The following is a 24,913-nucleotide window of genomic DNA, read 5'->3' as shown; positions in this document are numbered from 1 at the left end:
CATGCCGCGTGCGCGCGCGGCTTCAGGTCTTGATTTCGGCAAGTGCATTATCATATGCAGCTTCCCGCTCGTCCCGGCTATCCCTGACCTCCCCGAACGCAAGCCCATGCCTGAATTACCAGAAGTCGAAGTCACCCGCCGCGGGGTCGCACCCCATCTGGAGGGGCAGACCGTCAGCGGCGTCGTGCTGCGCCATACCGGCCTGCGCTGGCCTTTCCCCACCGGACTGGATGCGCTCCTGACCGGCCGCGTGATCCGCAGTACCGGACGGCGCGGCAAATACCTGCTGATCCATTTCGACCATGGCACGCTCATCGTGCACCTGGGCATGTCGGGCCATCTGCGCATCCTGCCGCCGGGCATCGCCCCGCAAAAGCATGACCACTTCGATCTGGAAGTGGGCGGCCAGGTCATGCGCATGACCGACCCGCGCCGCTTCGGTGCCATCCTCTGGCACGACCTCAGCGAGGGCGACATCGAGGAACACCTGCTGCTGCGCAGCCTGGGCGTGGAACCGCTGGAAGACAAGTTCAGCGCGGCCGAACTGTTCAGGCAGACGCGCGGGCGCAGCGCCCCCATCAAACAGGTGCTGCTGGCCGGCGATATCGTGGTCGGGGTCGGCAACATCTATGCGTCCGAGAGCCTGTTCAAGGCCCGCATCAATCCCAAGACGCCAGCGGGAAAGATCAGCCTGGCACGCTACGAACGCCTGGCCGAGGCCATTCGCGAGACGCTGGCCGCCGCCATCGAGCAGGGCGGCAGCAGCTTGCGCGACTTCATTGCCGTAAACGGACAGTCGGGTTACTTCCAGCAGAATTACTTCGTCTACAACCGTACCGGCGAGCCTTGCCGCATCTGCGCCACACCGATCCGCCAGATCAAGCAGGGCCAGCGGTCCACCTTTTATTGCGTGAACTGCCAGAAATGAAGGGTCTCGTCGAACCGCGCCGCAAGAAGGCGGCCGCCAGCCAGGACGCTGGTGCGCAGTATGAAGATCCCTCCTTTTCGGCGGCAGTGATCGCCTGGCAGAAGCAGCACGGCCGTCACAAGCTGCCCTGGCAGAACACGCGCGATGCGTATCGGGTGTGGCTCTCCGAGATCATGCTGCAGCAGACCCAGGTGGCGGCCGTGATTCCGTATTACCAGCGCTTCCTGGAACGTTGCCCGGATGTCTTCGCCCTGGCCGCTGCGCCCTCCGAAGACGTGATGGCGCTCTGGAGCGGGCTGGGCTACTACACCCGCGCACGCAACCTGCACAGGTGCGCGCAGCGCGTGGTGGCGGAATATGGTGGACGCTTCCCGGATGATCCGGCGCTGCTGGCCGACCTGCCCGGCATCGGGCGCTCCACCGCCGCCGCCATCGCGGCCTTTTCCTACGGACGGCGCGCGGCCATTCTCGATGGCAACGTCAAGCGTGTGTTTGCGCGGGTGTTCGGCATCGATGGCTATCCCGGTGCCAAGCCGGTTGAAGACCAGCTCTGGCTGCGCGCCGTGGCGCTGCTGCCCGAGGACGATATCGAGTCCTATACCCAGGGCCTGATGGATCTGGGCGCAACGCTGTGCGTGCGCGGCAAGCCCGCCTGCACGCGCTGTCCCCTGGCCGCACGCTGCGTGGCACTGGCCGATGACCGCGTGGCCGAGCTGCCGGTGAGCAAGCCGAAGAAAGCCGTGCCGGAAAAGGACACCGTGATGCTGGTCATCACCCACGGAGCAGATGTGTTGCTGGAACAGCGCCCGGACAGCGGCATCTGGGGCGGCCTGCTGTCACTGCCGGAAATCGCGGTCAGTGACGCCGCAGGATTCGATACCGCCGTCCATACGCTGGTGGCGCCCTATGGCGAACTGGACGGCTGTCGCAAGCTGCAGCCGTTCTCGCACGTCTTCACGCACTTCAAGCTGCATGTCGCGCCCTTCCAGGTGGCCTTGAAGAGCCGCACGCATCACATCGCCGAGGGCGCGCTGCTCTGGTATCCGGCCAGCAGGCTGGCCGATGCGCCCTTGCCGGCGCCGGTCAAGAAACTCTTGCTGGGGGTCTTGCGGTCGGACGATTTGCTGGCCACTACCTGAACAGTTCACCTGACAGTTGCGGTCCAGCTACCTGACACTTCAGTGCCAAGCCGCTGACAGTTCAGCAGCGGACACCGTATCAGTTCAGTTGCCGATGCCGGCACACCACCTGTTCAGTTGCGCGGAAGTGGCTGGCCAGTTGTTCTGCCAGATAGACCGAACGATGCTGGCCACCCGTGCAGCCGATGGCCACCGTGAGATAGCTGCGGTTGTCGTTCTTGAAGGAGGGCAGCCACTTTTCCACAAAGCTGCGGATGTCGTTGAACATGTCGGCCACTTCGGGATAGCTGGCCAGGAACTCGATCACCGGCGTATCCCGTCCGGTCAGCGGACGCAGCCGGGCATCGTAGTGCGGATTGGGCAGCATGCGCACGTCGAACACCAGATCGGCGTCCAGCGGCAGGCCGTGCTTGAAGGCAAACGATTCGATGAGCAGCGTCAGCGGTGAGCGCTCCAGGTCCACCAGCTCCTTGATCCAGCGGCGCAGCTTGTTGGAACTGAGTTCCGACGTATCCATCACCAGGCCGATGTCCTGCAGGTCGCCCAGCATGTCTTTCTCCAGAGCGATGCACTCGGTAAGAGTCAGGCGGTCATTCGGATTGCGGCCCGGCAGCAGGCGATGTGACAGCGGATGGCTGCGGCGCGTCTCGGAAAAGCGGGTGATGAGGGTCTCGTCGGAGGCGGTCAGGAAGAAGACCTTGACGTCATGGCCATCGCTGCGCAACTGCTCGATGTCGGTACGCAGCGTGGCCAGCGAATCGGCGCTGCGCGCATCGGTGGCCACTGCAAGCATGCTGGCGCCTTCCTTGATGCGCGTCTGTACCAGATCGCACAGCAGGGAAGGGGGGAGATTGTCCACGCAGAAATAGCCGGCGTCTTCCAGCACGTGCAGTGCTACCGATTTGCCGGAACCGGAAATGCCGGTGATCAGAACGATTCGCATGCCGGCAATCATAACGCATCGTCCGGCCGGAAGTGACGATGCGGGAATGAAGAAATGCTGCCTAAAGTTTTCCCGGCAAGCGGGAAAGCCGCGCCCCGTGGGCTATTCGCCGTTCATGGCGCGGCGCTGGCGTTCGATGAATTCCTTCAAGGTGTCGATGCCGCGCAGTTGCAGGATGGTATTGCGCACGGCGGCCTCCAGCAGCACCGCGATGTTGCGGCCGGCGGCCACGGGAATGACCACCTTGCGGATCGGCAGGCCCAGCACTTCTTCGTACTGCGCATCCAGCGGCAGGCGTTCGTAGTTTTCTTCCAGGGTGCTGCGGCGGACCAGGTGCACGATCAGTTTCAGGCGCATCTTGCGGCGTACGGCAGTCTCGCCAAAGATGGCCTTGATGTCCAGCAGACCCAGGCCGCGCACTTCCAGCAGGTTCGCCAACAGCGGCGGGCAGCGGCCCTCGATCATGTTGGGTGCGATGCGGGCGAACTCCACCGCATCATCGGCCACCAGGCCGTGGCTGCGCGAAATCAGTTCCAGACCCAGTTCGCTCTTGCCCAGGCCCGATTCGCCGGTGATGAGCACACCCACGCCCAGTACGTCCATGAACACGCCATGCATGGTGATCTGCTGCGCCAGTTTCTTGGACAGATACACGCGCAGATAGTCGATCACCTGGGCGGCCGGCAGCGGCGTGGAAAACAGCGGGATGTTCTTTTCATCGCAGACCGCCAGCAGATCGGGCGGTGTCGACAGGCCCTGCGCGATGATGAAGGCGGGCGGTTCTCCGGCCACCAGTTCGGCGGTCTGGTAGGCGCGCGAGGTGTTGGAGAGACGATTGTAGTACTCGATTTCCTGATGGCCGAAGACCTGCAGGCGGCCGGGGTGGATCAGGTTCAGGTGACCAACCTGATCGGAGGCCGACACGGCGTCGCCGGAGATGAGGCGCTCGCCGCCGGGGAAGCCGGCGAACCAGCCCAGTTGCAGGGACTCACGGTTTTCTTCGTACAGCTGCTGAATCGACAACGCGGAATAATTGGGCATGGAGATCCGGATCTGCTGACAGGATAGAGGGCGGCCTTGCCGCCGGTGTGATGCAGCGTACTTGTGCCGGTTTTTTCAGCCGGCTTTTTCCATCGAAGTCTGCCAGGTCACGATGCGGGCATGCACCACGGCGGGATCGGACTCGACGGTGAGTTCGTTGCGGAAGGCATCATCGGAAAACATCTCGGCGATTTCCGAGAGGATTTCCAGATGCTGCTGCGTCACATGATCGGGAATGAGCAGGAACACCAGCAGCTTGACCGGCTGACCATCGGGCGACTCGAAGGGAATCGGCGCGGCCAGGCGCATGAACAGGGCCAGCGGCGCCTTCAGGCCCTTGATGCGGCCGTGCGGCACGGCCACACCATGACCCAGGCCGGTCGAACCAAGGCGCTCCCGGGCAAACAGGTTTTCGGAAACGGTAGAGCGGGCGATGCCGCTGTTGTTTTCGAAGGTCAGGCCGGCTTGTTCGAAAGCTCTTTTTTTGCTGGAGACTTCCAGATCCAGAACCACGTTTTCTGGAGACAGGATTTTTGCGAGATTAGTCATGACGCTCAAGAATTTGCTACGGGCTGAAGCTTTGAGCAGGATTATAGGCTTCTTTGCCGGCGGCGGAAGGCTTTGAAAGCGCTGAACAGGAGGGGATTTCGGGCAGAAGGGGCCGAATTGATGCGCTCTGCGGCATGCAGGCCGATGATCGTGAGCAACATGTTGCCACAAGGGATAGGAAGCCGTGATGCTTGGCGATGATGTGGGCCGATGCCTGCCTCAGGGCAGGGACATCGGCTGGCTCATCGGTCATCTGATCACTCTGACCTGGCGGCAGTGAAGAAGCACATGCCCAGGAGGCCATCCTGCGCCTTGCCGGGCTTACATCTCGATACGGCCGAAGATCAGCAGCACGTCGCCGTTGTTCTTGCTGGAGGAAAAGCGCGGCACGTAGGCGAACATGAGCTTGGCCTTTTGCGTGCCGACGGACGCCAGCGGCAGCGGCACCGGGAAAGGCACGCTGTGGAAGTAATCCTGACGACTCATCAGCATGGCCGTGCCGCCCAGGCCCAGCTCCAGGCCGCTATGGGCGATCGGGAACACCCATTCATAGGCGTAGCCGGCCATGTATTGCGGATGACGGTGGGAATCCTTGATGACGAAACCGTACAGGGATTCATCATCGCCCTTCTCATTGCGCAGAGTCTTGCCATAGCCCAGGCCCCAGGCGTGTTCATTGAGCTCGTTGAGCTTTTCGCGGCTGTAGGTGCTGCGGCCGTGGTGGGCCACCCCGGACAGATAAATGGCATCGTCGCCCTGGTCCCAGATGTGGCTGGCGTGGTCCTTGACCTGTTGCCACAGGCTGTACTGGTTGTCTTCGGCGTGGGCGGCGGGGGCCAGGCTCAAGGCAGCGGCGCCGGCAAGGGCCGCTTTGCGCAAGATCGCGCCAATGGTGAAGGAAGCGGCCTGGCGCCGGGGCTGGGAGGTGGTTTTCATGATTGTTATGAATGGAAAAGCAAAAACGCGACAACGGGAAAACAAGAGGGTGGAGAAAGTCGGACACGCAGCAGAGAGGGGCGCGCCAGCTCATCAGTCAACATGGACAGGCATCGAGGCAAAAGTATCCCGTGATGATGAGTTTGCCAAAAGGCAAGATGTTACCAAAAACCTGTTCGATCCTTATCTCTGCGAGACGACGGACTCTCTTCCCGTAAGGTTTGGTAACAATTTGGCCGCGCAAAGTGGCTGGCAAGCCACAATGCATGGGCTCACTGGCGGGCGTTGCGCAATTGCGAGGGCGGTTTGGCGCTGGAGAAATTGCTGCGCCAGGGATTGATGTCCAGCCCGCCGCGCCGCGTGTAGCGGGCGTAGACGGCCAGTTTCTGCGGTTTGCAGTGGCGCAGGATGTCGGTGAAGATGCGTTCCACGCATTGCTCGTGGAATTCATTGTGCTCACGGAAGCTGATGATGTACTTCAGCAGCCGCTCCTGATCGATGGGCGCACCCACGTACTGGATCTGCACGCTGCCCCAGTCGGGCTGGCTGGTCACCGGGCAGTTGGACTTGAGCAGGTGCGACACCAGCGTCTCTTCCACCGTGGCTTCCTCCGTATTGGCGCGCAGCAGGCTGCCATCGGGATGGGCGCCGGTAGCGGCCGGTTCGATTTCCACATCGAGCCGGTCCAGCAGCAGCCCGGAGAGTTCGCCGAACTGCAGCTGCCCGAACTGCGAGGATTCGGTCAACGTCACCTGCACGCTGGCGCCCGCGGCGGCCGAAAGATCGGTGCGCAGCTTGTCGATGAGCTGGTCGGCGCTTTCCAGGCGTTCCTGATTGAAGGAGTTCAGGTACAGCTTGAAGGACTTCGACTCGATGATGTTGGGCGAATCGGCCGGCACCATGAAGGTGGCGATGGCGATCTGCGGCTTGCCGCGCAGGTTCAGCCAGGAAATTTCATAGGCCGTCCAGAAGTCCGCACCGAAGAAGGGCAGGGTGCCGCTGATCTGCAACTCGGCACGCTTGGGCGCGCGCGGGATGGGGAACAGCAGGCTGGGGTCGTAATGGGTCGGATATTCCGAACTCTTGCCCAGGGGCGAGCTTTCCGGCGAATGGCCGACGATGGATGCGGACGGGGTGGTGTGGTCCATGTGAATACTCCTGAGGTGCTGCGGGTTCAGCTTGTTCGTTCAGTAGTCATGCTGCCCCGCGCGCCGGTGGAGCGGCGCGCGGGCGGGCAGCGTTCGGCCTTAGCCGAGGAAGAGCTTGTACAGCGGGTTCTTGGTTTCGTCCCAGTGACGATAGCCCAGCTGGGCCAGGAAGGCGCGCAATTCCTTCATTTCCTTCTTGGGCACCTGCAGGCCGATCAGGATGCGGCCGACGTCGCCGCCCTGGTTGCGGTAATGGAACAGGCTGATATTCCAGCCAGGGTTCATGCTGGAAAGGAACTTCATCAGCGCGCCCGGACGCTCGGGGAATTCGAAGCGATACAGCAACTCATCGCCCGCCAGTTCACTCTTGCCGCCCACCAGGTGACGGATGTGAACCTTGGCCAGTTCATCATGGGTCAGGTCGAGCACGCCAAAGCCGGCCTTCTCGAAGTTGCGCGCGATCTTGCCGGCTTCATCGGCCGCCGACACCTGGATGCCCACGAACACGTGCGCCGCCCTGGCATCGCTGATGCGGTAGTTGAATTCGGTGACGTTGCGCGGGCCCACGGTTTCACAGAAGCGGCGGAAGCTGCCGCGTTCCTCGGGAATGGTGACGGCGAAGACCGCCTCGCGCGCCTCGCCCGCATCGGCCATCTCGGCCACGAAGCGCAGGCGGTCGAAGTTCATGTTGGCGCCGCAGGCAATGGTGATCAGGGACTCGCCCTTGATCGGCTTCTTGCTGGCCTTTGCGCGCTCCACGTAAGCCTTGGCACCGGCCACGGCCAGCGCACCGGCGGGTTCGACGATGCTGCGGGTGTCCTGGAAGATGTCCTTGATGGCGGTGCAGACGGCATCGGTGTCGACGATGATGATGTCATCGACCAGTTCTTTGGCGATGCGGAAGGTTTCTTCACCTACCAGCTTGACGGCCGTCCCGTCCGAGAACAGGCCCACATCCGGCAGCGCCACGCGGCGGCCGGCTTTGAGGCTGCGGGCCATGGCGTCGGAGTCGGTGGTCTGCACGCCGATGATCTTGATGTCCGGGCGCACCGCCTTGACGTAGGAAGCCACACCCGCGATCAGCCCGCCACCGCCGATGGCCACGAAGATGGCGTGGATAGGGTCGGGATGCTGGCGCAGGATTTCCATGCCCACCGTGCCCTGGCCGGCGATCACGTAGGGATCATCGAAGGGGTGGACGAAGGTCAGCTTCTGCTTCTTTTCCAGCGTCAGCGCGTGTTCGTAGGCATCGGTGAAGGAGTCGCCGAAGAGCACCACTTCACCGCCGCGCGCCTTGACGGCATCGATCTTCACCTGCGGGGTGGTGGTGGGCATGACGATGACGGCGCGGCAGCCCAGGCGTGCTGCGGAAAGCGCCACGCCCTGGGCGTGGTTGCCGGCGGAGGCGCAGATGACGCCGCGCTTCAGTTGCGCCGGGCTCAGGTGGGCCATCTTGTTGTAGGCGCCGCGCAGCTTGAAGCTGAACACGCTCTGCATGTCTTCACGCTTGAAGTAAATTCGATTATCAATCCTTTGCGACAGCGTGTTCGCCAGTTCCAGCGGGGTTTCTTGGGCGACGTCGTAGACGCGGGCGGTCAGGATTTTTTTCAGATAATCGTTACTCATGTTGGTCATCAATGAAGTGAAGTCAGGCGAGCAGCAGCGGGTTCAGGCGCGGTCATATCGCAATCAGGTAAAGGAAATAAAGGCTGGGTAAGCCGCTTGGGATTCCACCTGGGCAAGGCTGGCCGGTCACCGGTCCTGGCCAGGGGAACTGGGCATTATAAGGGAGCGGGGCTGGTCAACGCCAAGCGGGCACTGCCCAGGGGTGATGTGAATGTTTCTTCCATTCTTGAAATCAGGCACTGCGGCACCAGCTAGAATGCACGCTGCGCCATTCACCGGGCTTGACGGATGGCAAGTTTCCTCCCTGGCTGCGGCCAGTTCTCCACCTACCTGCCATCTGCATGATCGAATCCGCCGTTCTCTGGCTGCTCAATATTCTGGCCATTCCTACCGTGGGCCTGACCTCGGTCTTTCTGATCAGCTTCGTCTCGGCCACCTTGCTGCCGCTGGGCTCGGAACCGGCGGTCTTTGCGGTCATCAAGGCCAGTCCGGAGATGTTCTGGCCGGTGATCCTGGTGGCTACCGCCGGTAACACGCTGGGTGGTATCGTCGATTACTGGATGGGCTATGGGGCCAAGCAGGCCTTTGCCAAGGAGCGCTCCACGCGCTGGTTCCACTGGCTGGAGCGCTTCGGCGCCAAGACCATGCTGCTGGCCTGGCTGCCCGGCATCGGCGACCCCATCTGCACCCTGGCTGGCTGGCTGCGGCTGCCGTTCTGGCCTTCGGTGATCTATATGGCCATCGGCAAGTTCGTCCGCTATGTGCTGATGACCTGGCTGCTGCTGAACGTGCCGGATGGCTTCTGGCACAAGCTGGGGGACTGGCTGGCGTAAATTTCGGGCTATATGAAGGAAAACGGCGCCGCAAGGGCGCCGTAGCCGTTTCCTGGCACGGGCTGGAATTATCCTGCCAAATTCGGGACCAGGCTTTCGACCAGGCGGATGGCCAGGAAGGTGGCCGTCACGCCCAGCACGGCCAGGTGGCGGGTCTTGAGCATCATGGCCAGGCCGGTGTCTTCGTTGAGGATGGCGGTGTGCATGGTGATCTCCTTGGTACGTTGATCTGGCCTTTTCAGGCCTTGCATTGGGCATAGTCAGCCAGGGTGATGGCCAGGTTTTCCAGAAATTCGCTCATCAGGGTCTGCAACATGGGGTCCTCCTTCGTGGAACGGGTTCAGGGCGCTTCCCTGATGTCTGGATGGATTATAGGTTTTCGCAATCGTTTAATTGAAGTTGATTGTTTTTATGAATTCAATTGGCTGAGCCTATCGCCGCGCTAGTCCCTGCAAACGTCGCCTATCCGCCGCACAAGGGCGCGCAAAGCGCGTGCGGGCCTGCCCAAAACGGGTGCAGGCCGTCGCGAGTTTTGCCAATAGGCTAAAATGCACCTCCGGCAGCAGATTTACCTCATACATCGATGAACGCCCCCGCACAGATCCAGGCTTTGCTTACAGACGCGCCGCATGGCGCCGCGACCCCGCGCTTGCGCGAAATCCCGTACAACTACACTTCCTTCTCCGATCGCGAGATCGTGATCCGGTTGTTGGGCGAAGCCTCCTGGTCCCTGCTGGACGAGCTGCGCGGCAAGCGCCAGACCGGTCGCTCGGCGCGCATGCTGTATGAAGTATTGGGCGACATCTGGGTAGTCCGCCGCAATCCCTACCTGCAGGATGACCTGCTGGACAACCCCAAGCGCCGCGCCGCCCTGATCGAGGCGCTGAACCATCGCATCAACGAAGTCGACAAGCGCCGCCTGGCCACCGACCTGGCCGAATCCGGCGACGCCGACGCCCAGCGCCGCAGCGCCAGCGTGGAAGCCTTGCTGAAGGCGGCCAAGAAGGCCATCGGTGACTTTGCCGAAGAATTCCGCCAGACCTATGATTTGCGCAAGCGCGCCACCAAGGTTCTGGGCCGCTACACCGCCAAGGACAACATCAAGTTCGACGGCCTCTCGCGCGTCTCGCACGTGACCGACGCCACCGACTGGCGCGTCGAGTACCCGTTCGTGGTGCTGACCCCGGATACCGAAGATGAAATGGCCGGCCTGGTCAAGGCCTGTATCGAACTCGGCCTGACCATCATCCCGCGCGGCGGCGGCACCGGTTATACCGGCGGCGCCATTCCGCTCACGCCCATGTCGGCCGTCATCAACACCGAAAAGCTGGAACAGCTGGGCGCGGTCGAAATGACCATGCTGCCCGGCGTGGACAAGCCCTACGCCACGATCTATTCGGGCGCGGGCGTGGTCACCAAGCGCGTCTCGGATGCGGCCGAAAAGGCCGGCTTCGTGTTCGCCGTGGACCCGACTTCTGCTGAAGCCTCGTGCATCGGCGGCAACGTCGCCATGAACGCCGGCGGCAAGAAGGCCGTGCTGTGGGGCACCGCCCTGGACAACCTGGCCAGCTGGCGCATGGTCGATCCGCAAGGCGACTGGCTGGAAGTGACCCGCCTGGACCACAACCTGGGCAAGATCCACGACGTCGAAGTGGCGCGCTTCAAGCTGGAGTGGTCGCATCCCGGCGAGAAGGGCCAGAAGACCGAAGTCTTCAAGACCGAGATTTTGGAAATCTCCGGCAAGAAATTCCGCAAGGAAGGCCTGGGCAAGGACGTCACCGACAAGTTCCTCTCGGGCCTGCCGGGCGTGCAGAAGGAAGGTTGCGATGGCTTGATCACCTCGGCCCGCTGGATCCTGCACAAGATGCCCAAGCAGACCCGCACGGTCTGCCTGGAATTCTTCGGCCAGGCGCGTGATGCGATTCCCTCCATCGTCGAAATCAAGGATTATCTCGACGCCGAAACCAAGAAGGGCGGCGCCATCCTGGCCGGCCTGGAACACCTGGACGAGCGCTACCTGCGCGCGGTCGGCTATGCCACCAAGTCCAAGCGCGGCGTGCTGCCCAAGATGGTGCTGATCGGCGACATCGTGGGTGACGACGAAAACGCCGTCGCGGCCGCCGCCTCGGAAGTGATCCGCATGGCCAACAACCGCGTGGGCGAAGGCTTTGTGGCCGTGAGCCCGGAAGCGCGCAAGAAATTCTGGCTGGACCGCTCGCGCACGGCGGCCATCGCCAAGCATACCAACGCCTTCAAGATCAACGAAGATGTGGTGATCCCGCTGAACCGCATGGGCGAATACACCGACGGCATCGAGCGCATCAACATCGAACTGTCGATCAAGAACAAGCTGCAACTGCTGGCCGAACTGGACAGCTTCTTCGTCAAGGGCAACCTGCCGCTGGGCAAGAGCGACGACGCCGAAGGCGACGACATCCCCGCCGCCGAAATGCTGGAAGACCGCGTGCACCAGGCCGAAAGCCTCTTGGAACAGACCCACGCACGCTGGTCCTATCTGCTGGCCAATCTGGACAAGCCGCTGGGTGAAGCCAAGGGTGAACTGGCCGCACTGGGCCTGGAAAAGATGCTGCCGGTGTTCGAGCAGCGCCTGATCGACCAGCCCGAAGCCGCCGTCTTCCACGTGGTGCAGGACCGCACCGTGCGCATTTCCTGGAAGCAGGAAGTGCGCGCGCAACTGCGCCAGATCTTCTCGGGCGCGGCCTTCAAGCTGATCCTGGAAGAATGCCAGGCCATCCACAAGCGCGTGCTGCGCGGCCGCGTCTTCGTGGCGCTGCACATGCACGCGGGTGATGGCAACGTGCACACCAACATCCCGGTCAATTCCGACCACTACGAAATGCTGCAGGATGCCCACGTCGCCGTGGCGCGCATCATGAAGCTGGCCCGTTCGCTCAATGGCGTGATCTCGGGCGAACACGGCATCGGCATCACCAAGCTGGAATTCCTCACCGAAGACGAAATCGGCGAATTCCGCGAATACAAGAAGCGCGTGGACCCGGAAGGCCGCTTCAACAAGGGCAAGCTCCTGAACCTGCCCGGCATGGAAGCCGACCTCTCCAATGCCTACACGCCTTCGTTCGGTTTGATGGGCCACGAATCGCTGATCATGCAGCAGAGCGACATCGGTGCGATTGCCAGCAGCGTCAAGGACTGCCTGCGCTGCGGCAAGTGCAAGCCGGTCTGCTCGACCCACGTGCCGCGCGCCAACCTGCTCTACTCGCCGCGCAACAAGATCCTGGCGACTTCGCTGCTGGTGGAAGCCTTCCTCTATGAAGAGCAGACCCGTCGCGGCGTCTCCATCAAGCATTGGGAAGAATTCGAGGACGTGGCCGACCACTGCACGGTCTGCCACAAGTGCGTCACGCCTTGCCCGGTCGATATTGACTTCGGCGATGTCTCGATGAACATGCGCAACCTCTTGCGCAAGATGGGCAAGAAGTCCTTCAATGCCGGCACCAATGCGGCCATGTTCTTCCTCAACGCCACCGACCCGGCCACCATCAACGCCACCCGCAAGGTGATGACGCAGTGGGGCTTCAAGGCGCAGCGCCTGGGCAACGACCTGATGAAGAAGTTTGCGAAAAAGCAGACCCAGAAACCGCCCGCCACCGTCGGCAAGCCGCCGGTCAAGGAGCAGGTCATCCACTTCATCAACAAGAAGATGCCGGGCAACCTGCCCAAGAAGACCGCGCGCGCGCTGCTCGATATCGAGGATGACAAGATCGTCCCCATCATCCGCAATCCCAAGACCACCACGGCCGATACGGAAGCGGTGTTCTACTTCCCCGGTTGCGGTTCGGAGCGCCTGTTCTCGCAGGTGGGTCTGGCCACGCAAGCGATGCTGTGGAACGTGGGCGTGCAGACGGTGCTGCCGCCGGGCTACCTGTGCTGCGGCTATCCGCAACGCGGCACCGGCGACTTCGCCAAGGGCGAGAAGATCATCACCGACAACCGTGTGCTGTTCCACCGCGTGGCCAATACGCTGAACTATCTCGACATCAAGACCGTGGTGGTGTCCTGCGGTACCTGCTACGACCAGTTGCAGGGTTATGAATTCGAGAAGATCTTCCCCGGCTGCCGCATCATCGACATCCACGAATACCTGCTGGAAAAGGGCGTCAAGCTCGAAGGCGTGACCGGTACCCGCTACATGTACCACGATCCCTGCCATAGCCCCATGAAGCAGCAGGATCCGCTGAAGACCGTCAACTCGCTCATCACCACGGTGGATGCGCAGAAGATCGAGAAGAACGATCGCTGCTGCGGCGAGTCGGGCACCTTCGGTGTCTCGCGTCCGGATGTCTCGACCCAGGTGCGCTTCCGCAAGGAAGAGGAAATGAAGAAGGGCACTGACAAGGTGCGCGCAGACGGCTTCACCGGCGACGTCAAGATCCTGACTTCCTGCCCGTCCTGCTTCCAGGGCCTGTCGCGCTACAACGAGGATGCCGGTACCACCGCCGATTACATCGTGGTCGAAATGGCGCGCCATCTGCTGGGCGAGAACTGGATGCCGGAATACGTCGAGCGCGCCAACAATGGCGGCATCGAACGCATCCTGGTGTAAGAGGAACCGACCATGAGCCAGACTCCAGCCTGTGAACTGTGCGCCGGCGACGGCGGCGAAGTGCTCTGGCACCATCCGGAATTCCGGGTGGTGCTGGTCGATGAGCCGGATTATCCGGGCTTCTGCCGTGTGATCTGTAATGCGCACGTCAAGGAAATGACGGACCTCGCACCGGCGCAGCGCACCCTGATGGCCAATGCGGTGTGGGCAGTCGAGGCCGCGCAGCGGGCGGTGATGCAACCCGAGAAGGTCAACCTGGCCACGCTGGGCAACATGACGCCGCACGTGCACTGGCACGTGATCCCGCGCTTCACCGATGATCGTCACTTCCCCAGCCCGGTCTGGGCCGAGCCGCGCCGCGCGGCCGATACCGCCAGCCTCACTGCGCGCCGCGCCCTGCTGCCGCAGTTGCGCGAAGCGGTGCGCCAGCAGCTCGATGCGGCGGGCCTGACGGCCTGATCTGCAGGCACTGCGCAAGCCCGGCCTGGACAGCTCCGGCCGGGTTTGCATTTCATCTTACGAATTTCAAGGGAGAGCCCATGAGCGCCCCGTCTTCTCCGGTTCCGGTGTCCTTCAAGGTGCGCAAGCTTTCGCGTCTGGTCGAGGTCGAGTTCGATGATGGCATGATGTTTTCTCTGCCCTTTGAACTGATGCGCGTCTATTCGCCCTCGGCCGAAGTGCGCGGTCACGGGCCGGGCCAGGAAGTGCTGCAGACCGGCAAGCGCGAAGTGGAAATCCACGGTATCGAACCGGTCGGCAACTATGGCGTGAAGCCACTGTTTTCCGATGGTCATGCCAGCGGCATCTTTACCTGGGATTACCTCTACCAGCTTGGCCGTGACCAGGCCGCGATGTGGGAAGCCTATCTGCAGAAACTGGAAGCGGCCGGGTTCACGCGCGAAAGCGGGCGTGATCATCAGCCCGAGGCCAGCGGTGGCTATGCCTGCGGCCATGCACACTGAACCGCGCTGATCCGTAGCGCTTCCTGCTGATCCAGGGCAAGCTCTGCGCGGGCCCGTCTCTTATAATGTCGTCTTCATCGTTACAGGCCTAGCCATGACCAACACCACCCATTTCGGTTACGAAACCGTCAAAGAAGAAGAGAAGGTCCGCAAGGTCGCGGAAGTGTTCCACTCCGTCGCCGCCAAATACGACGTCATGAACGACTTCATGTCGGCGGGCCTGCATCGCATCTGGAAAGCCTTCACCATCGCCCAGGCCGGCGTGCGTCCCGGCTTCAAGGTGCTCGACATCGCCGGTGGCACCGGTGACCTCTCCAAGGTCTTCGCCAGACAGGCTGGTCCGAGCGGTGAAGTCTGGCTCACCGACATCAACGAATCCATGCTGCGCGTGGGCCGCGACCGCCTGCTCAACAAGGGCATCGTCACCCCGACCATGTTGTGCGATGCCGAGAAGCTGCCCTTTCCTGACAATTACTTCGACCGCGTGTCGGTGGCCTTCGGCCTGCGCAACATGACCCACAAGGATGCCGCCCTGGCCGAAATGCGCCGCGTGCTGAAACCCGGTGGCAAGCTGCTGGTGCTGGAATTCTCCAAGGTATGGGAGCCGCTGAAGAAACCCTATGACGTCTATTCCTTCTCGGTCCTGCCGTGGCTGGGCAAGAAGGTCGCCAACGATGCCGACAGCTATCGCTACCTGGCCGAATCGATCCGCATGCACCCCGATCAGGAAACCCTGAAGCAGATGATGGAACAGGCCGGTCTGGATCGCGTGCAGTACTTCAACCTGACTGCCGGTGTGGCCGCGCTGCATACGGGCATTAAGATGTAATGAATGCTGGGCGCGCCAGCATTAAGGCTGGCTTAATTATGCCCGGCGACAATGATGGCTCCGATTCTGCGGACTTGCTTTTCCCTCGGCCCGCCCGCAGCGTCGGCATCATCCACAAGAGGCAAGCCCATGAAAAAAATCCTCCTCGCACTGCTGCTGGCGATCACCTCGCTCTCCCTCATCATGTCGCCCGCCGAGGCCAAGCGCCTGGGTGGCGGTGGTTCCTTCGGCAAGCAATCCTCCAATTACTCGCGCCAGGCGGCGCCTTCCGCGCCGTCTTCGCCGTCCTATAGCCAACCGTCGGCGACGCCTTATCGTCCCTCGGCACCGGCCGCCGCACCGCAAAGCGCACCCCTGCCCAAGCCCGCCAGCCCGTGGCGCAATATGCTGGGCGGTGCGCTGCTGGGCTTCGGTCTCGGTGCGCTGATGTCGCACTTCGGTATCGGTGGCGCATTCGGCGGCATGCTGGGTTCGCTGCTGACCATCGCGCTGCTGTGCGCGGCGGTGATCTTCCTGATCCGCCTGTTTGCCCGTGGCCGCGAGGCGCAGAACAACAATCCGGCCTATGCCACGCCGACGCCGGGCGTGAGCCCCATCGGCAGCGCCGTCGGTGCCACGCCCGAGATCGGTTCGGGCCTGCGCGACATCAATACGCCTCCGGCTGTCCCGCACGCGTCGCCCGCTGCCCTGCAAGGCAGTGGTTACGGTGGCACGGCCCAGCCGGCGCAGATCCAGCAATGGGGCATTCCCGAAGGCTTTGATACGGCGGGCTTCGTGCGCAATGCCAAGACGTATTTCATCCGCCTGCAGGCGGCCTGGGATCGCGCCGACGTCAACGACATCCGCGAATTCACCACGCCCGAGATGTTTGCTGAATTGCGCATGCAACTGACCGAACGCGGTGCCGCGCCCAATGCCACCGATGTCGTGCAGCTCGATGCGCAATTGCTGGGCATCGAGACCATGGCCTTCGATTACCTGGCCACGGTGCGCTTCCAGGGCTTGATCAAGGAAGCGCCGGATGCCTCGGCCGAACCCTTCGCCGAGATCTGGAATCTGTCCAAGCCGCTCAACGGCAGCGGCGGCTGGGTGCTGGCGGGTATCCAGCAGGTCTGATCACGCTGATGCCCCGGCAAGGCGCGCTGGATCAAGCAACACGCAGTACCCGGACCTTGCCGGCGCGCCAAGCTGGTACACTTGAAACCGCCCGGCTTTTGCGGGCGGTTTTGTTTTTGCGGGGGTGAATTGTTCTGCTCCTGCGTACCCATACCTTAGCCTCTGGCCCAACCCGATTCTGGAATCCATGTCCGTGCTGCCCGATCCATCCACCCTTGCCCTCGACCCCATGAAACCTGCCGCCGCGGTGATCAACCATCTGCTGGCACAGGAGCCCTGGGCGCGCGACACGCTCATCGCCCACGCCGGCAAGGTGGCCTGCATCGATACCGGTGTCATGCCGCTGCGCCTGAAGGTGACCGGTGATGGCTATCTGCAGGATGTGCCGGCCGATGCGCCCGCCAACGTCACGATCCGCCTGAAGCTTTCCGACCTGCCGCTCATTGCCGCCAACCGCGAGCGTGCGGTCTCCTACGTCAAGCTGGAGGGCGATGCCGATTTCGCCAATGCCATTTCGCAATTGAGCCAGAAGCTGCGCTGGGATGCCGAGGATGATCTCTCCCGCGTGGTCGGCGATGTCGCTGCCACCCGTATCGTCTCCGGTGCGCGCGGCCTGTTCGAGGCCGCCCGCACTACCCAGCGCAAGCTGACCGAAAACCTTGCCGAGTATTTCCTGGAAGAACAACCGATGCTGATCCGCCCCCGCCAGTTGCAGGATTTTTCTGCCGACGTCGTGCGCCTGCGCGATGACCTGGAACGCCTGTCCAAGCGTATCGAAAAACTGGAGCGTCGTTAAATGCTGCTGCGTTCCATGCGTCTGCTCAAGATCATCCGCGTGGCCATCCTGTATGGCCTGGATGAAATCATCGCCTTCGAATTCGCGCCGCCGCGCATCGCCCGCATCATCAACCGCGTCTTCTTCTGGCGCGACCTCTCCGCGCCACGCGGCGAGCGTTTGCGCCGCGCGCTGGAAGACCTCGGACCCATCTTCATCAAGTTCGGTCAGGTGCTCTCGACCCGGCGCGACCTGATGCCACCCGACATCGCCAACGAACTGACCCTGCTGCAGGATCGCGTGCCGCCCTTCGATTCGGAACTGGCAGTCAGGCAGATCGAGAAATCGCTGGGTGCGCATCCGGATCAGCTCTTCGCCAGCTTCGAGCGCACTCCGGTGGCCTCGGCCTCGATTGCGCAGGTCCACTTCGCCACCCTGAAGGATGGCAAGGATGTGGCCGTGAAGGTGCTGCGTCCCGGCATGCGCGACATCATCGATCACGACATCGGCTTGATGCACGTGGCCGCCGACTGGCTGGAACGCCTGTGGGCAGACGGCCGGCGCCTGAAGGCCAAGGAAGTCGTGGGCGAGTTCGACAAGTACCTGCACGACGAGCTGGACCTCATGCGCGAAGCCGCCAACGCCAGCCAGCTGCGCCGCAACTTCGCCGAGTCCACGCTGTTGATGGTGCCGGAGATGTATTGGGATTATTGTTCACCGTCGGTCATCGTGATGGAGCGCATGGTGGGCATCCCCATCTCGCAAACCGAGCGCCTGCGCGCCGAAGGGGTGGACCTGGCCAAGCTGTCGCGCGATGGCGTGGAGATTTTCTTCACCCAGGTGTTTCGCGATGGCTTCTTCCATGCCGACATGCATCCGGGCAACATCCTGGTGTCGGTGGCACCGGAGAGCTTTGGCCGTTACATCGCGCTGGACTTCGGCATCGTCGGCACGCTCAATGATTTCGACAAGGATTACCTGTCGCAGAATTTCCTGGCCTTCTTCCGCCGCGACTACAAGCGCGTGGCCGAGGCCCATATCGAATCCGGCTGGGCACCCAAGGAAACCCGCGTCGATGAACTCGAAGCCGCCGTGCGTGCCTGCTGCGAACCGATCTTCGACCGTCCGCTGAAGGACATCTCCTTCGGCCAGGTGCTGCTGCGCCTGTTCCAGACCTCGCGCCGTTTCAACGTGGAAGTGCAGCCGCAACTGGTGCTGCTGCAGAAGACGCTGCTCAACGTCGAGGGCCTGGGCCGCCAGCTCGATCCCGATCTAGATCTGTGGAAGACTGCCAAACCTTATCTGGAACGCTGGATGAGCGAGCAGATCGGCTGGCGCGGATTCGTCGAGCAGCTGAAGGTGGAAGTGCCGCGCTACAGCCGCCTGCTGCCGGAACTGCCGCGCCTGGCGCACCAGGCACTGACGCGCTATACCGAAGGCGAGAACCAGCCGCAGAACACCGAGCTGATCCGCAAGCTGCTGGCCGAGCAGCGGCGCACCAACATGCTGCTGGGCGTGATCGTCTATTTCGGCGGCGGGCTGATCGGCGGCATCATCGTCATACAGATGCTGATGCATTTCCTGAAGTTCTATTGATGTAAATGATTTAAACAATATAGATAATTTGGATGATTCGGGGAATTTGAATATTCTCTTCTGCGAGCGCCGGCCTGTGCCGGCGTTTCGCATGGTCCAACCAGAAACGACAGAGGCGCAAACACCGTGGGAACCAACGACAACAGCCTGGCCGATGCACGCGTGCGCATGTTGCCCTACATCGTGGCGGCGACTTTCTTCATGGAGTATCTCGACACCACCATCATCGCCACGGCCTTGCCGCAGATGGCGCAGTCCTTCGGGATCGGACCCAATGAGCTGAGCCTGGGCATGACGGCCTACATGCTGACGCTGGCCGTGTTCATTCCCGTCAGCGGCTGGGTGGCGGACCGCTTCGGTTCGCGCACGGTGTTCGGCATGGCCATTGCGATCTTCACGCTGGCGTCGGTGCTGTGCGGTTTTTCACAGAACGTGTGGGAGTTCACGGCGGCGCGCGTGCTGCAGGGACTCGGGGGCGCGATGATGGTGCCGGTCGGGCGCATGATCGTGGTGCGCAGTACCGGCAAGGACCGCCTCATGAAAGCCATCGCCACCATCACCTGGCCGGCCATCGTGGCGCCGGTGGTGGGGCCTTCCATCGGCGGTTTCATTACGACGTATGCCTCGTGGCACTGGATCTTCCTGATGAACGTACCGTTCGGTCTTGCGGCCTTTGCCGCGGTGATGATGGTGGTGCGCAATGAACATGGCCACGACAAGCGACCGCTGGACGTGACCGGTTTCATCCTCTCGGGCGCGGCGCTGACCTCGCTGCTGTATGGCACCGAAATCGCCAGCCACATGGAATCCAACATCAAGGTGGCGCTCGGTTTCGTGGCGCTGGGCGTGGTGCTCGGCTACTGCGCGTGGCGCCACATGCAGCGCATCGAACATCCGCTGCTGGATTTTTCCAACCTGCGCATTCCGACCTATTCGGTGACGGTGCTCACCGGTTCGCTCACGCGCATCGGCGTGGATGCGGTGCCTTATCTGATGCCGCTGATGTTCCAGATCGGTTTCGGCCTGACTGCCTTCCAGTCGGGTTTGCTGTTGCTGGCCACCGCACTGGGCAATCTGGGCATGAAGGCGTTCACTACGCGCATCCTGCAGCGCTTCGGTTTTCGCCGCGTGGCGGTCAACAATGCGGCCATCGCGGGCTGCCTCATCATCGTGTGCGGTTTGCTCACGCCTGGCATGCCCTTGCCGGTGATTCTTGGCGTGATCTTCTGCTACGGGCTGTCGCGCTCGATGCAATTTTCTACCCTGGCCACGCTGGCCTATGCGGATATCAGCGATGCCCGCAAATCCTCGGCCAGCACGCTCTGGAGCGTGGCGCAGCAAATGACCATCGGCATGGGCATCGCCTTCGGCGCGCTGGCCTTGCGTATCGCGGCGGCGCTGCGTGGTGAGCAGATCGATACCGGCTCTGCGCATTTCACGCTGGGTGATTTTCAGTGGGCCTTTGCGATGGCCGGCGTAGTGACATTGATCTCGGTGATCGGCTATCGCGGTCTGGCGCCGGATGCCGGCAGCAATATCGGTGGTGGCATGCGCGCAGCGCAAGGCAAGCGCTGAGCGCCGGCAAGACGTAAAAAAACCTCGCCCTGGGCAATACCGGGCGAGGTTTTTTATGGGCGGAAAGTGGGCTCAGGCGAACAGCCGTGCCAGCTCCACACCCGGTTCAGGGGCGCGCATGAAGGCTTCGCCGACCAGGAAGGCGTGCACGTCGGCGTCGCGCATGCGCTTGACGTCATCCGGCGTGGCGATGGCCGATTCGGTGACCACCAGTTTTTCCGGCGGAATGCGGGGCAGCAGGTTCAGCGTGGTGTCGAGCGTGGTCTCGAAGGTGCGCAGGTTGCGGTTGTTGATGCCCAAGAGGCGCGTCTTCAACTTCAGGGCGGCATCCAGCTCGGCGCTGTCGTGTACTTCCACTAGCACGCTCATGCCCAGTTCATGGGCGCAGGCTTCCAGCTCGGCCATCAGGCCGTGGTCCAGGGCCGCCACGATCAGCAGGATGGCGTCCGCCCCCCAGGAGCGGGCCTGATAGATCTGGTAATGATCCATCATGAAATCCTTGCGCAGCGCCGGCAGGGCGCACGCGGCGCGCGCCTGTCTGAGGTAGTCCGGCGAGCCCTGGAAGAATTGTTCATCCGTCAGTACGGACAGGCAGGCCGCGCCATGTTCGGCATAGCTCACGGCGATCTCGGCCGGCTTGAAGTCGGGACGGATCACGCCTTTGGAGGGCGAGGCCTTCTTGACTTCGGCGATCACGCCGGCCTGGCCGTTGGCGATCTTGCCGCGCAGGCTGTCTTCGAAGTTGCGCAGTTCCGAGCGCAATTCGCTGTCGGTTTCCACATCGCGGCGCAGACTGGCGAGGTCGCGCTGCTTCTTGGCCAGACGCACTTCCTCGGCCTTGACGTCGAGGATCTTGTTGAGGATGTCGGACATGGGGCTCCTTGTCGGTTTCAGTGTTTGCCGCCAAGCTGGCGCGTGATCTGCACGAACTGCTCCAGCTTGGCACGGGCGGCGCCCGAGGCGATGGTGGCGCGCGCGGTGGCAATCCCCTCGGCAATGGAGGGTGCCACACCTGCCGCGTACAGGGCGGTGGCGGCATTGATGACTACGATGTCGCAGACCGGACCGGGTTCCCCGCGCAGGGCTTCAAAGATCTTTTCCTTCGATTCGGCGGCATTGGCGACCTGCAGGTTGCGGCTGGCAAACATGGACAGGCCGAAGTCTTCCGGATGGATTTCGTATTCGCGGATCTCGCCATTGATGAGCTCTCCCACCATGGTGGCGCCGCCCAGCGTGACTTCATCCAGGTTGTCGCGGCCCCAGACCACGATGGCGTGCTGCGCGCCCAGGCGTTGCAGTACGCGCACCTGGATGCCCACGAGATCCGGATGGAACACCCCCATGAGGATATTGGGCGCCCCGGCCGGATTGGTCAGCGGACCGAGGATGTTGAAGATGGTGCGCACGCCCAGTTCCTTGCGCACCGGCGCGGCATGCTTCATCGCGGCATGGTGGTTGGGGGCGAACATGAAGCCGATGCCGGTCCGGGCGATCGATTGCGCCACCTGCTCGGGTTGCAGGTTGATGTCTGCACCCAGGGCTTCGAGCACGTCGGCGCTGCCGGATGAGGACGATACGCTGCGCCCGCCATGCTTGGCCACGCGCGCACCGGCCGCAGCGGCGACGAACATGGAAGCCGTGGAAATATTGAAGGTATGCGCGCCATCGCCGCCGGTGCCCACGATGTCGAGCAGGCCGGTGGTGTCGGCCATCGGCACCTTGGTCGCGAACTCGCGCATGACCTGGGCGGCGGCGGCTATCTCGCCGATGCTTTCCTTTTTCACGCGCAGGCCCATCGTGAGCGCTGCGATCATGACTGGCGACATCTCGCCACCCATGATCTGGCGGAACAGCGTGAGCATTTCATCGTGGAAGATTTCGCGATGTTCGATACAGCGCAGCAGCGCTTCTTGCGGAGTGATGGACATGTCGTGTCTCGTCTTGTTGTGATGGCCTCAGCCGTGGGCGCTGCCGGTCAGGAAGTTCTTGAGCAGGGCGTGACCGTGCTCGGAGAGGATGGACTCGGGGTGGAACTGCACGCCTTGCAGATCGAACTCCTTGTGGCGCACACCCATGATCTCGCCATCGTCGGTCCAGGCGGTCACTTCCAGGCAATCCGGCAGGGTGGCGCGTTCGATGGCCAGCGAGTGGTAGCGGATCACCGTGTAAGGCGTGGGCAGGTCCTTGAAGACGCCCACACCGGTGTGCGCGATCTTGGAAGTCTTGCCATGCATGACCTGCTTGGCGCGGATGATGTTGCCGCCGAAGGCTTCACCGATGGCCTGATGGCCCAGGCAGACGCCGAGGATGGGCAGCTTGCCGGAAAATTCCTTGAGCAGGTCCACGCAGATGCCGGCTTCCTTGGGGCTGCAGGGGCCGGGGGAGAGGCAGATGCGTTCCGGGTTCAGTTTCTTGATGTCATCCAGCGTGATCTCGTCATTGCGGATGGTCAGCACCTCTTCGCCCAGCTCGCCGAAGTATTGCACCAGGTTGTAGGTGAAGGAGTCGTAGTTGTCGATCATCAGCAGCATTTAGATTTCTCCGTCCAGGCCATCTTGCACTTGTTCAGCAGCGCGCAGTACGGCACGCGCCTTGTTTTCGGTTTCTTCCCATTCCATTTCCGGCACCGAGTCGGCCACGATGCCGGCAGCCGCCTGCACATACAGCGTGCCATCCTTGATGACGCCGGTACGGATCGCAATGGCCACATCCATCTCGCCGCCGAAGGAGAGATAGCCGCAGGCGCCACCATAGATGCCGCGCTTGGTGGGTTCCAGCTCGTCGATGATTTCCATCGCACGCACCTTGGGCGCGCCCGACAGGGTGCCGGCCGGGAAGGTGGCCTTGAGCACATCCAGATTGGACATGCCGGGCTTCAAGATGCCCTCGACGTTGGAGACGATGTGCTGCACGTGGGAATATTTCTCGATCACCATCTGGTCGGTGACCTTGACGCTGCCGGTGGTGGCGATGCGGCCGATGTCGTTGCGGGCCAGGTCGATCAACATCACGTGTTCGGCGATTTCCTTGGGATCGGCCAGCAGTTCGCGCGCCAGCTGTTCATCGCGTTCGATGGTGGAGCCGCGCGGACGGGTGCCGGCCAGCGGGCGGATGGTGATCTTCTTCTGGTCTTCGCCGATGGATTCGTTGCGCACCAGGATTTCGGGTGAGGCGCCGACGATCTGCATATCGCCGAAGTTGTAGAAGTACATGTAAGGCGAAGGGTTCAGCGAGCGCAGCGCGCGGTACAGCATCAACGGCGAGTCGACGTAGGATTTCTTCAGGCGCTGGCCGATCTGCACCTGCATCAGGTCGCCGGCCATCACGTATTGCTTGGCGCGGGCGACGGCCTTGAGGTATTCGTCCTTGGGGAATTCGCGGATCGTTTCGGTACGCACCGAACCGGTGGTGACGGGCGCATCGGCCGGTCGTCGCAGCATGGCGCGCAGGTCGCGCAGTCGCTGTCGGCCACGGGAGAAGGCTTCCGGCTGGGTGGGGTCGGCGTAGACGATCAGATAGAGCTTGCCGGAAAGATTGTCGATGACGGCCAGTTCTTCGGTCAGCAGCAGCTGGATGTCGGGCAGGCCGAGGGTATCCTTGGGCGCGCTGTCTTCCAGGCGCTTTTCGATGTAGCGCACGGCGTCATAGCCGAAGTAGCCGGCCAGGCCGCCGCAGAAGCGCGGCATGCCGGGGCGGATGGCGACCTTGAAGCGGGACTGATACTGGGCGATGAATTCCAGCGCATTGCCTTCGGCGGTTTCGATCACCACGTCATTTTTCAGCACTTCGATCTGCTTGCCGCTGCAGCGGATCTTGGTCGAGGCGGGCAGGCCGATGAAGGAATAGCGGCCGAAGCGCTCGCCCCCCACCACCGACTCCAGCAGGAAGGTGTTCTTGCCGGTGTTGTGGCTCTGCGCCAGCTTGAGATAGAGCGTGAGCGGCGTTTCCAGGTCGGCGAAGGCTTCGGCGATCAGGGGGATGCGGTTGTAGCCTTCGGCGGCCAGCGATTTGAATTCGAGTTCGGTCATGTTTCACTCCAGACCGCCATTGTAGGGTACGCGGGCCTGCCCACTGGCGGTGCGCAGGCGCAATGCGCGATGCACACGATGACCGTGGACAGCTGCGGACTCTCGTCAGCGGTGTCGTTAAGGGAAATACGGGGGATGCGGGTACTACAACAAACGACCCGGCACGCAGGTGCGGCCAGGTCCAGGCGTCATTTACCGAGCCTGGAATTGCCAGCGTCGCCACAGCCAGGCCTCAGGGGCGGCTGTCGGTTGAGCGGTACGTTTGTTGTTGCGAAACATTGATGTGGGGTCGCGGTTGGATCTT

The 24,913-nt window shown here is 62.4% G+C and carries 22 protein-coding genes; 11 read left to right on the top strand and 11 right to left on the bottom strand.

Annotation, left to right across the window (positions count from 1 at the left end):
* The first annotated feature begins 106 nt into the window (after nucleotides 1-106).
* On the top strand, nucleotides 107-928 hold the full coding sequence (gene mutM / locus AACH55_RS20275) for a bifunctional DNA-formamidopyrimidine glycosylase/DNA-(apurinic or apyrimidinic site) lyase (RefSeq protein WP_338716425.1): 822 nt from the start codon (nucleotides 107-109) through the stop codon (nucleotides 926-928).
* Entirely contained in the window at nucleotides 925-2,067 is a 1,143-nt protein-coding gene (gene mutY / locus AACH55_RS20270; RefSeq protein ID WP_338716424.1) for an A/G-specific adenine glycosylase, read from the top strand. Before mutM ends, mutY begins: the two co-directional genes overlap by 4 nt.
* 79 nt (nucleotides 2,068-2,146) lie before the next feature.
* On the opposite strand, the gene rapZ is transcribed toward mutY, so the two are convergent.
* The 6 genes from rapZ to ilvA all read right to left on the bottom strand — a co-directional run bounded on the left by rapZ (nucleotide 2,147) and on the right by ilvA (nucleotide 8,319).
* Nucleotides 2,147-3,010 carry an RNase adapter RapZ gene (gene rapZ / locus AACH55_RS20265; RefSeq protein WP_338716423.1) on the bottom strand — a complete coding sequence of 288 codons (864 nt, stop codon included), beginning with the start codon at nucleotides 3,008-3,010 and terminating at the stop codon, nucleotides 2,147-2,149.
* Nucleotides 3,011-3,112: 102 nt separating this feature from the next.
* Complete coding sequence (gene hprK / locus AACH55_RS20260; RefSeq protein WP_338716422.1) at nucleotides 3,113-4,051, bottom strand: HPr(Ser) kinase/phosphatase; 939 nt, start codon at nucleotides 4,049-4,051, stop codon at nucleotides 3,113-3,115.
* 75 nt (nucleotides 4,052-4,126) lie between these two features.
* Nucleotides 4,127-4,600, bottom strand: coding sequence for a PTS sugar transporter subunit IIA (locus tag AACH55_RS20255; protein ID WP_338716421.1), 474 nt, complete (start codon nucleotides 4,598-4,600; stop codon nucleotides 4,127-4,129).
* A 321-nt stretch (nucleotides 4,601-4,921) separates the two neighbouring features.
* Nucleotides 4,922-5,536: a hypothetical protein gene (locus tag AACH55_RS20250; protein WP_338716420.1), complete on the bottom strand. Its 615-nt coding sequence runs from the start codon at nucleotides 5,534-5,536 to the stop codon at nucleotides 4,922-4,924.
* Between the two features lie 272 nt (nucleotides 5,537-5,808).
* Nucleotides 5,809-6,684 carry an NADPH-dependent 7-cyano-7-deazaguanine reductase QueF gene (gene queF, locus AACH55_RS20245; protein WP_338716419.1) on the bottom strand — a complete coding sequence of 292 codons (876 nt, stop codon included), beginning with the start codon at nucleotides 6,682-6,684 and terminating at the stop codon, nucleotides 5,809-5,811.
* Between the two features lie 99 nt (nucleotides 6,685-6,783).
* Entirely contained in the window at nucleotides 6,784-8,319 is a 1,536-nt protein-coding gene (gene ilvA, locus AACH55_RS20240; RefSeq protein WP_338716418.1) for a threonine ammonia-lyase, biosynthetic, read from the bottom strand.
* A 332-nt stretch (nucleotides 8,320-8,651) separates the two neighbouring features.
* On the opposite strand from ilvA, the gene AACH55_RS20235 reads away from it, so the two are divergent.
* Complete coding sequence (locus AACH55_RS20235; RefSeq protein WP_338716417.1) at nucleotides 8,652-9,143, top strand: YqaA family protein; 492 nt, start codon at nucleotides 8,652-8,654, stop codon at nucleotides 9,141-9,143.
* Nucleotides 9,144-9,211: 68 nt separating this feature from the next.
* On the opposite strand, the gene AACH55_RS20230 is transcribed toward AACH55_RS20235, so the two are convergent.
* Nucleotides 9,212-9,349: a hypothetical protein gene (locus AACH55_RS20230; RefSeq protein WP_338716416.1), complete on the bottom strand. Its 138-nt coding sequence runs from the start codon at nucleotides 9,347-9,349 to the stop codon at nucleotides 9,212-9,214.
* 377 nt (nucleotides 9,350-9,726) lie between these two features.
* Between AACH55_RS20230 and AACH55_RS20225 the strand changes: the two genes are divergently transcribed.
* From AACH55_RS20225 to AACH55_RS20190, 8 genes are all read left to right on the top strand, one after another.
* Entirely contained in the window at nucleotides 9,727-13,728 is a 4,002-nt protein-coding gene (locus tag AACH55_RS20225) for an FAD/FMN-binding oxidoreductase (RefSeq protein WP_338716415.1), read from the top strand.
* Nucleotides 13,729-13,740: 12 nt separating this feature from the next.
* Nucleotides 13,741-14,187: an HIT family protein gene (locus tag AACH55_RS20220; RefSeq protein ID WP_338716414.1), complete on the top strand. Its 447-nt coding sequence runs from the start codon at nucleotides 13,741-13,743 to the stop codon at nucleotides 14,185-14,187.
* Between the two features lie 80 nt (nucleotides 14,188-14,267).
* Nucleotides 14,268-14,690: a DUF971 domain-containing protein gene (locus AACH55_RS20215; RefSeq protein WP_338716413.1), complete on the top strand. Its 423-nt coding sequence runs from the start codon at nucleotides 14,268-14,270 to the stop codon at nucleotides 14,688-14,690.
* A gap of 94 nt (nucleotides 14,691-14,784) precedes the next feature.
* Complete coding sequence (gene ubiE / locus AACH55_RS20210) at nucleotides 14,785-15,519, top strand: bifunctional demethylmenaquinone methyltransferase/2-methoxy-6-polyprenyl-1,4-benzoquinol methylase UbiE (RefSeq protein ID WP_008332016.1); 735 nt, start codon at nucleotides 14,785-14,787, stop codon at nucleotides 15,517-15,519.
* Nucleotides 15,520-15,648: 129 nt separating this feature from the next.
* Nucleotides 15,649-16,635 carry a Tim44-like domain-containing protein gene (locus AACH55_RS20205; protein WP_338716412.1) on the top strand — a complete coding sequence of 329 codons (987 nt, stop codon included), beginning with the start codon at nucleotides 15,649-15,651 and terminating at the stop codon, nucleotides 16,633-16,635.
* Nucleotides 16,636-16,822: 187 nt separating this feature from the next.
* A complete protein-coding gene (locus AACH55_RS20200) occupies nucleotides 16,823-17,431 on the top strand; it encodes an SCP2 sterol-binding domain-containing protein (protein WP_338716411.1) in 609 nt (202 codons plus the stop codon).
* Nucleotides 17,432-19,006, top strand: coding sequence for a ubiquinone biosynthesis regulatory protein kinase UbiB (ubiB, locus tag AACH55_RS20195; RefSeq protein ID WP_338716410.1), 1,575 nt, complete (start codon nucleotides 17,432-17,434; stop codon nucleotides 19,004-19,006).
* Nucleotides 19,007-19,174: 168 nt separating this feature from the next.
* Entirely contained in the window at nucleotides 19,175-20,581 is a 1,407-nt protein-coding gene (locus tag AACH55_RS20190; RefSeq protein WP_338720370.1) for an MFS transporter, read from the top strand.
* 72 nt (nucleotides 20,582-20,653) lie between these two features.
* Here the strand turns inward: AACH55_RS20190 and trpC are convergent, their stop codons facing one another.
* From trpC to trpE, 4 genes are read right to left on the bottom strand one after another with little or no spacing between them, the layout of a single operon-like run.
* Nucleotides 20,654-21,454 (bottom strand): indole-3-glycerol phosphate synthase TrpC, encoded by an 801-nt coding sequence (gene trpC / locus AACH55_RS20185; protein WP_338716409.1) that lies wholly within the window; start codon nucleotides 21,452-21,454, stop codon nucleotides 20,654-20,656.
* Nucleotides 21,455-21,471: 17 nt separating this feature from the next.
* Nucleotides 21,472-22,509, bottom strand: coding sequence for an anthranilate phosphoribosyltransferase (gene trpD, locus AACH55_RS20180; RefSeq protein WP_338716408.1), 1,038 nt, complete (start codon nucleotides 22,507-22,509; stop codon nucleotides 21,472-21,474).
* 27 nt (nucleotides 22,510-22,536) lie between these two features.
* Nucleotides 22,537-23,112, bottom strand: a complete 576-nt coding sequence (locus AACH55_RS20175) for an aminodeoxychorismate/anthranilate synthase component II (RefSeq protein ID WP_039786828.1) — start codon at nucleotides 23,110-23,112, stop codon at nucleotides 22,537-22,539.
* Nucleotides 23,113-24,609, bottom strand: coding sequence for an anthranilate synthase component I (gene trpE, locus AACH55_RS20170; RefSeq protein ID WP_338716407.1), 1,497 nt, complete (start codon nucleotides 24,607-24,609; stop codon nucleotides 23,113-23,115).
* Nucleotides 24,610-24,913: the final 304 nt, after the last annotated feature.

The organism is Herbaspirillum sp. DW155 (genome assembly GCF_037076565.1).
In the GTDB taxonomy this organism is placed as follows: Bacteria; Pseudomonadota; Gammaproteobacteria; order Burkholderiales; family Burkholderiaceae_D; genus Herbaspirillum.
Note: the sequence above shows the minus strand (reverse complement) of the source record. Positions and strands in the feature narration are given on the sequence as shown.

What these genes read in the sequence shown, in the direction of transcription:
- ubiB (WP_338716410.1), top strand. Translation starts at nt 17,432, where the DNA reads ATGCTGCTGCGTTCCATGCGTCTGCTCAAGATCATCCGCGTGGCCATC.
- mutM (WP_338716425.1), top strand. Translation starts at nt 107, where the DNA reads ATGCCTGAATTACCAGAAGTCGAAGTCACCCGCCGCGGGGTCGCACCC.
- AACH55_RS20225 (WP_338716415.1), top strand. Translation starts at nt 9,727, where the DNA reads ATGAACGCCCCCGCACAGATCCAGGCTTTGCTTACAGACGCGCCGCAT.
- AACH55_RS20220 (WP_338716414.1), top strand. Translation starts at nt 13,741, where the DNA reads ATGAGCCAGACTCCAGCCTGTGAACTGTGCGCCGGCGACGGCGGCGAA.
- AACH55_RS20230 (WP_338716416.1), bottom strand. Translation starts at nt 9,349, where the DNA reads ATGCACACCGCCATCCTCAACGAAGACACCGGCCTGGCCATGATGCTC.
- AACH55_RS20255 (WP_338716421.1), bottom strand. Translation starts at nt 4,600, where the DNA reads ATGACTAATCTCGCAAAAATCCTGTCTCCAGAAAACGTGGTTCTGGAT.
- mutY (WP_338716424.1), top strand. Translation starts at nt 925, where the DNA reads ATGAAGGGTCTCGTCGAACCGCGCCGCAAGAAGGCGGCCGCCAGCCAG.
- rapZ (WP_338716423.1), bottom strand. Translation starts at nt 3,010, where the DNA reads ATGCGAATCGTTCTGATCACCGGCATTTCCGGTTCCGGCAAATCGGTA.
- hprK (WP_338716422.1), bottom strand. Translation starts at nt 4,051, where the DNA reads ATGCCCAATTATTCCGCGTTGTCGATTCAGCAGCTGTACGAAGAAAAC.
- queF (WP_338716419.1), bottom strand. Translation starts at nt 6,684, where the DNA reads ATGGACCACACCACCCCGTCCGCATCCATCGTCGGCCATTCGCCGGAA.
- AACH55_RS20200 (WP_338716411.1), top strand. Translation starts at nt 16,823, where the DNA reads ATGTCCGTGCTGCCCGATCCATCCACCCTTGCCCTCGACCCCATGAAA.
- AACH55_RS20205 (WP_338716412.1), top strand. Translation starts at nt 15,649, where the DNA reads ATGAAAAAAATCCTCCTCGCACTGCTGCTGGCGATCACCTCGCTCTCC.
- AACH55_RS20190 (WP_338720370.1), top strand. Translation starts at nt 19,175, where the DNA reads ATGTTGCCCTACATCGTGGCGGCGACTTTCTTCATGGAGTATCTCGAC.
- trpD (WP_338716408.1), bottom strand. Translation starts at nt 22,509, where the DNA reads ATGTCCATCACTCCGCAAGAAGCGCTGCTGCGCTGTATCGAACATCGC.
- trpC (WP_338716409.1), bottom strand. Translation starts at nt 21,454, where the DNA reads ATGTCCGACATCCTCAACAAGATCCTCGACGTCAAGGCCGAGGAAGTG.
- AACH55_RS20175 (WP_039786828.1), bottom strand. Translation starts at nt 23,112, where the DNA reads ATGCTGCTGATGATCGACAACTACGACTCCTTCACCTACAACCTGGTG.
- trpE (WP_338716407.1), bottom strand. Translation starts at nt 24,609, where the DNA reads ATGACCGAACTCGAATTCAAATCGCTGGCCGCCGAAGGCTACAACCGC.
- AACH55_RS20215 (WP_338716413.1), top strand. Translation starts at nt 14,268, where the DNA reads ATGAGCGCCCCGTCTTCTCCGGTTCCGGTGTCCTTCAAGGTGCGCAAG.
- AACH55_RS20235 (WP_338716417.1), top strand. Translation starts at nt 8,652, where the DNA reads ATGATCGAATCCGCCGTTCTCTGGCTGCTCAATATTCTGGCCATTCCT.
- ilvA (WP_338716418.1), bottom strand. Translation starts at nt 8,319, where the DNA reads ATGACCAACATGAGTAACGATTATCTGAAAAAAATCCTGACCGCCCGC.
- AACH55_RS20250 (WP_338716420.1), bottom strand. Translation starts at nt 5,536, where the DNA reads ATGAAAACCACCTCCCAGCCCCGGCGCCAGGCCGCTTCCTTCACCATT.
- ubiE (WP_008332016.1), top strand. Translation starts at nt 14,785, where the DNA reads ATGACCAACACCACCCATTTCGGTTACGAAACCGTCAAAGAAGAAGAG.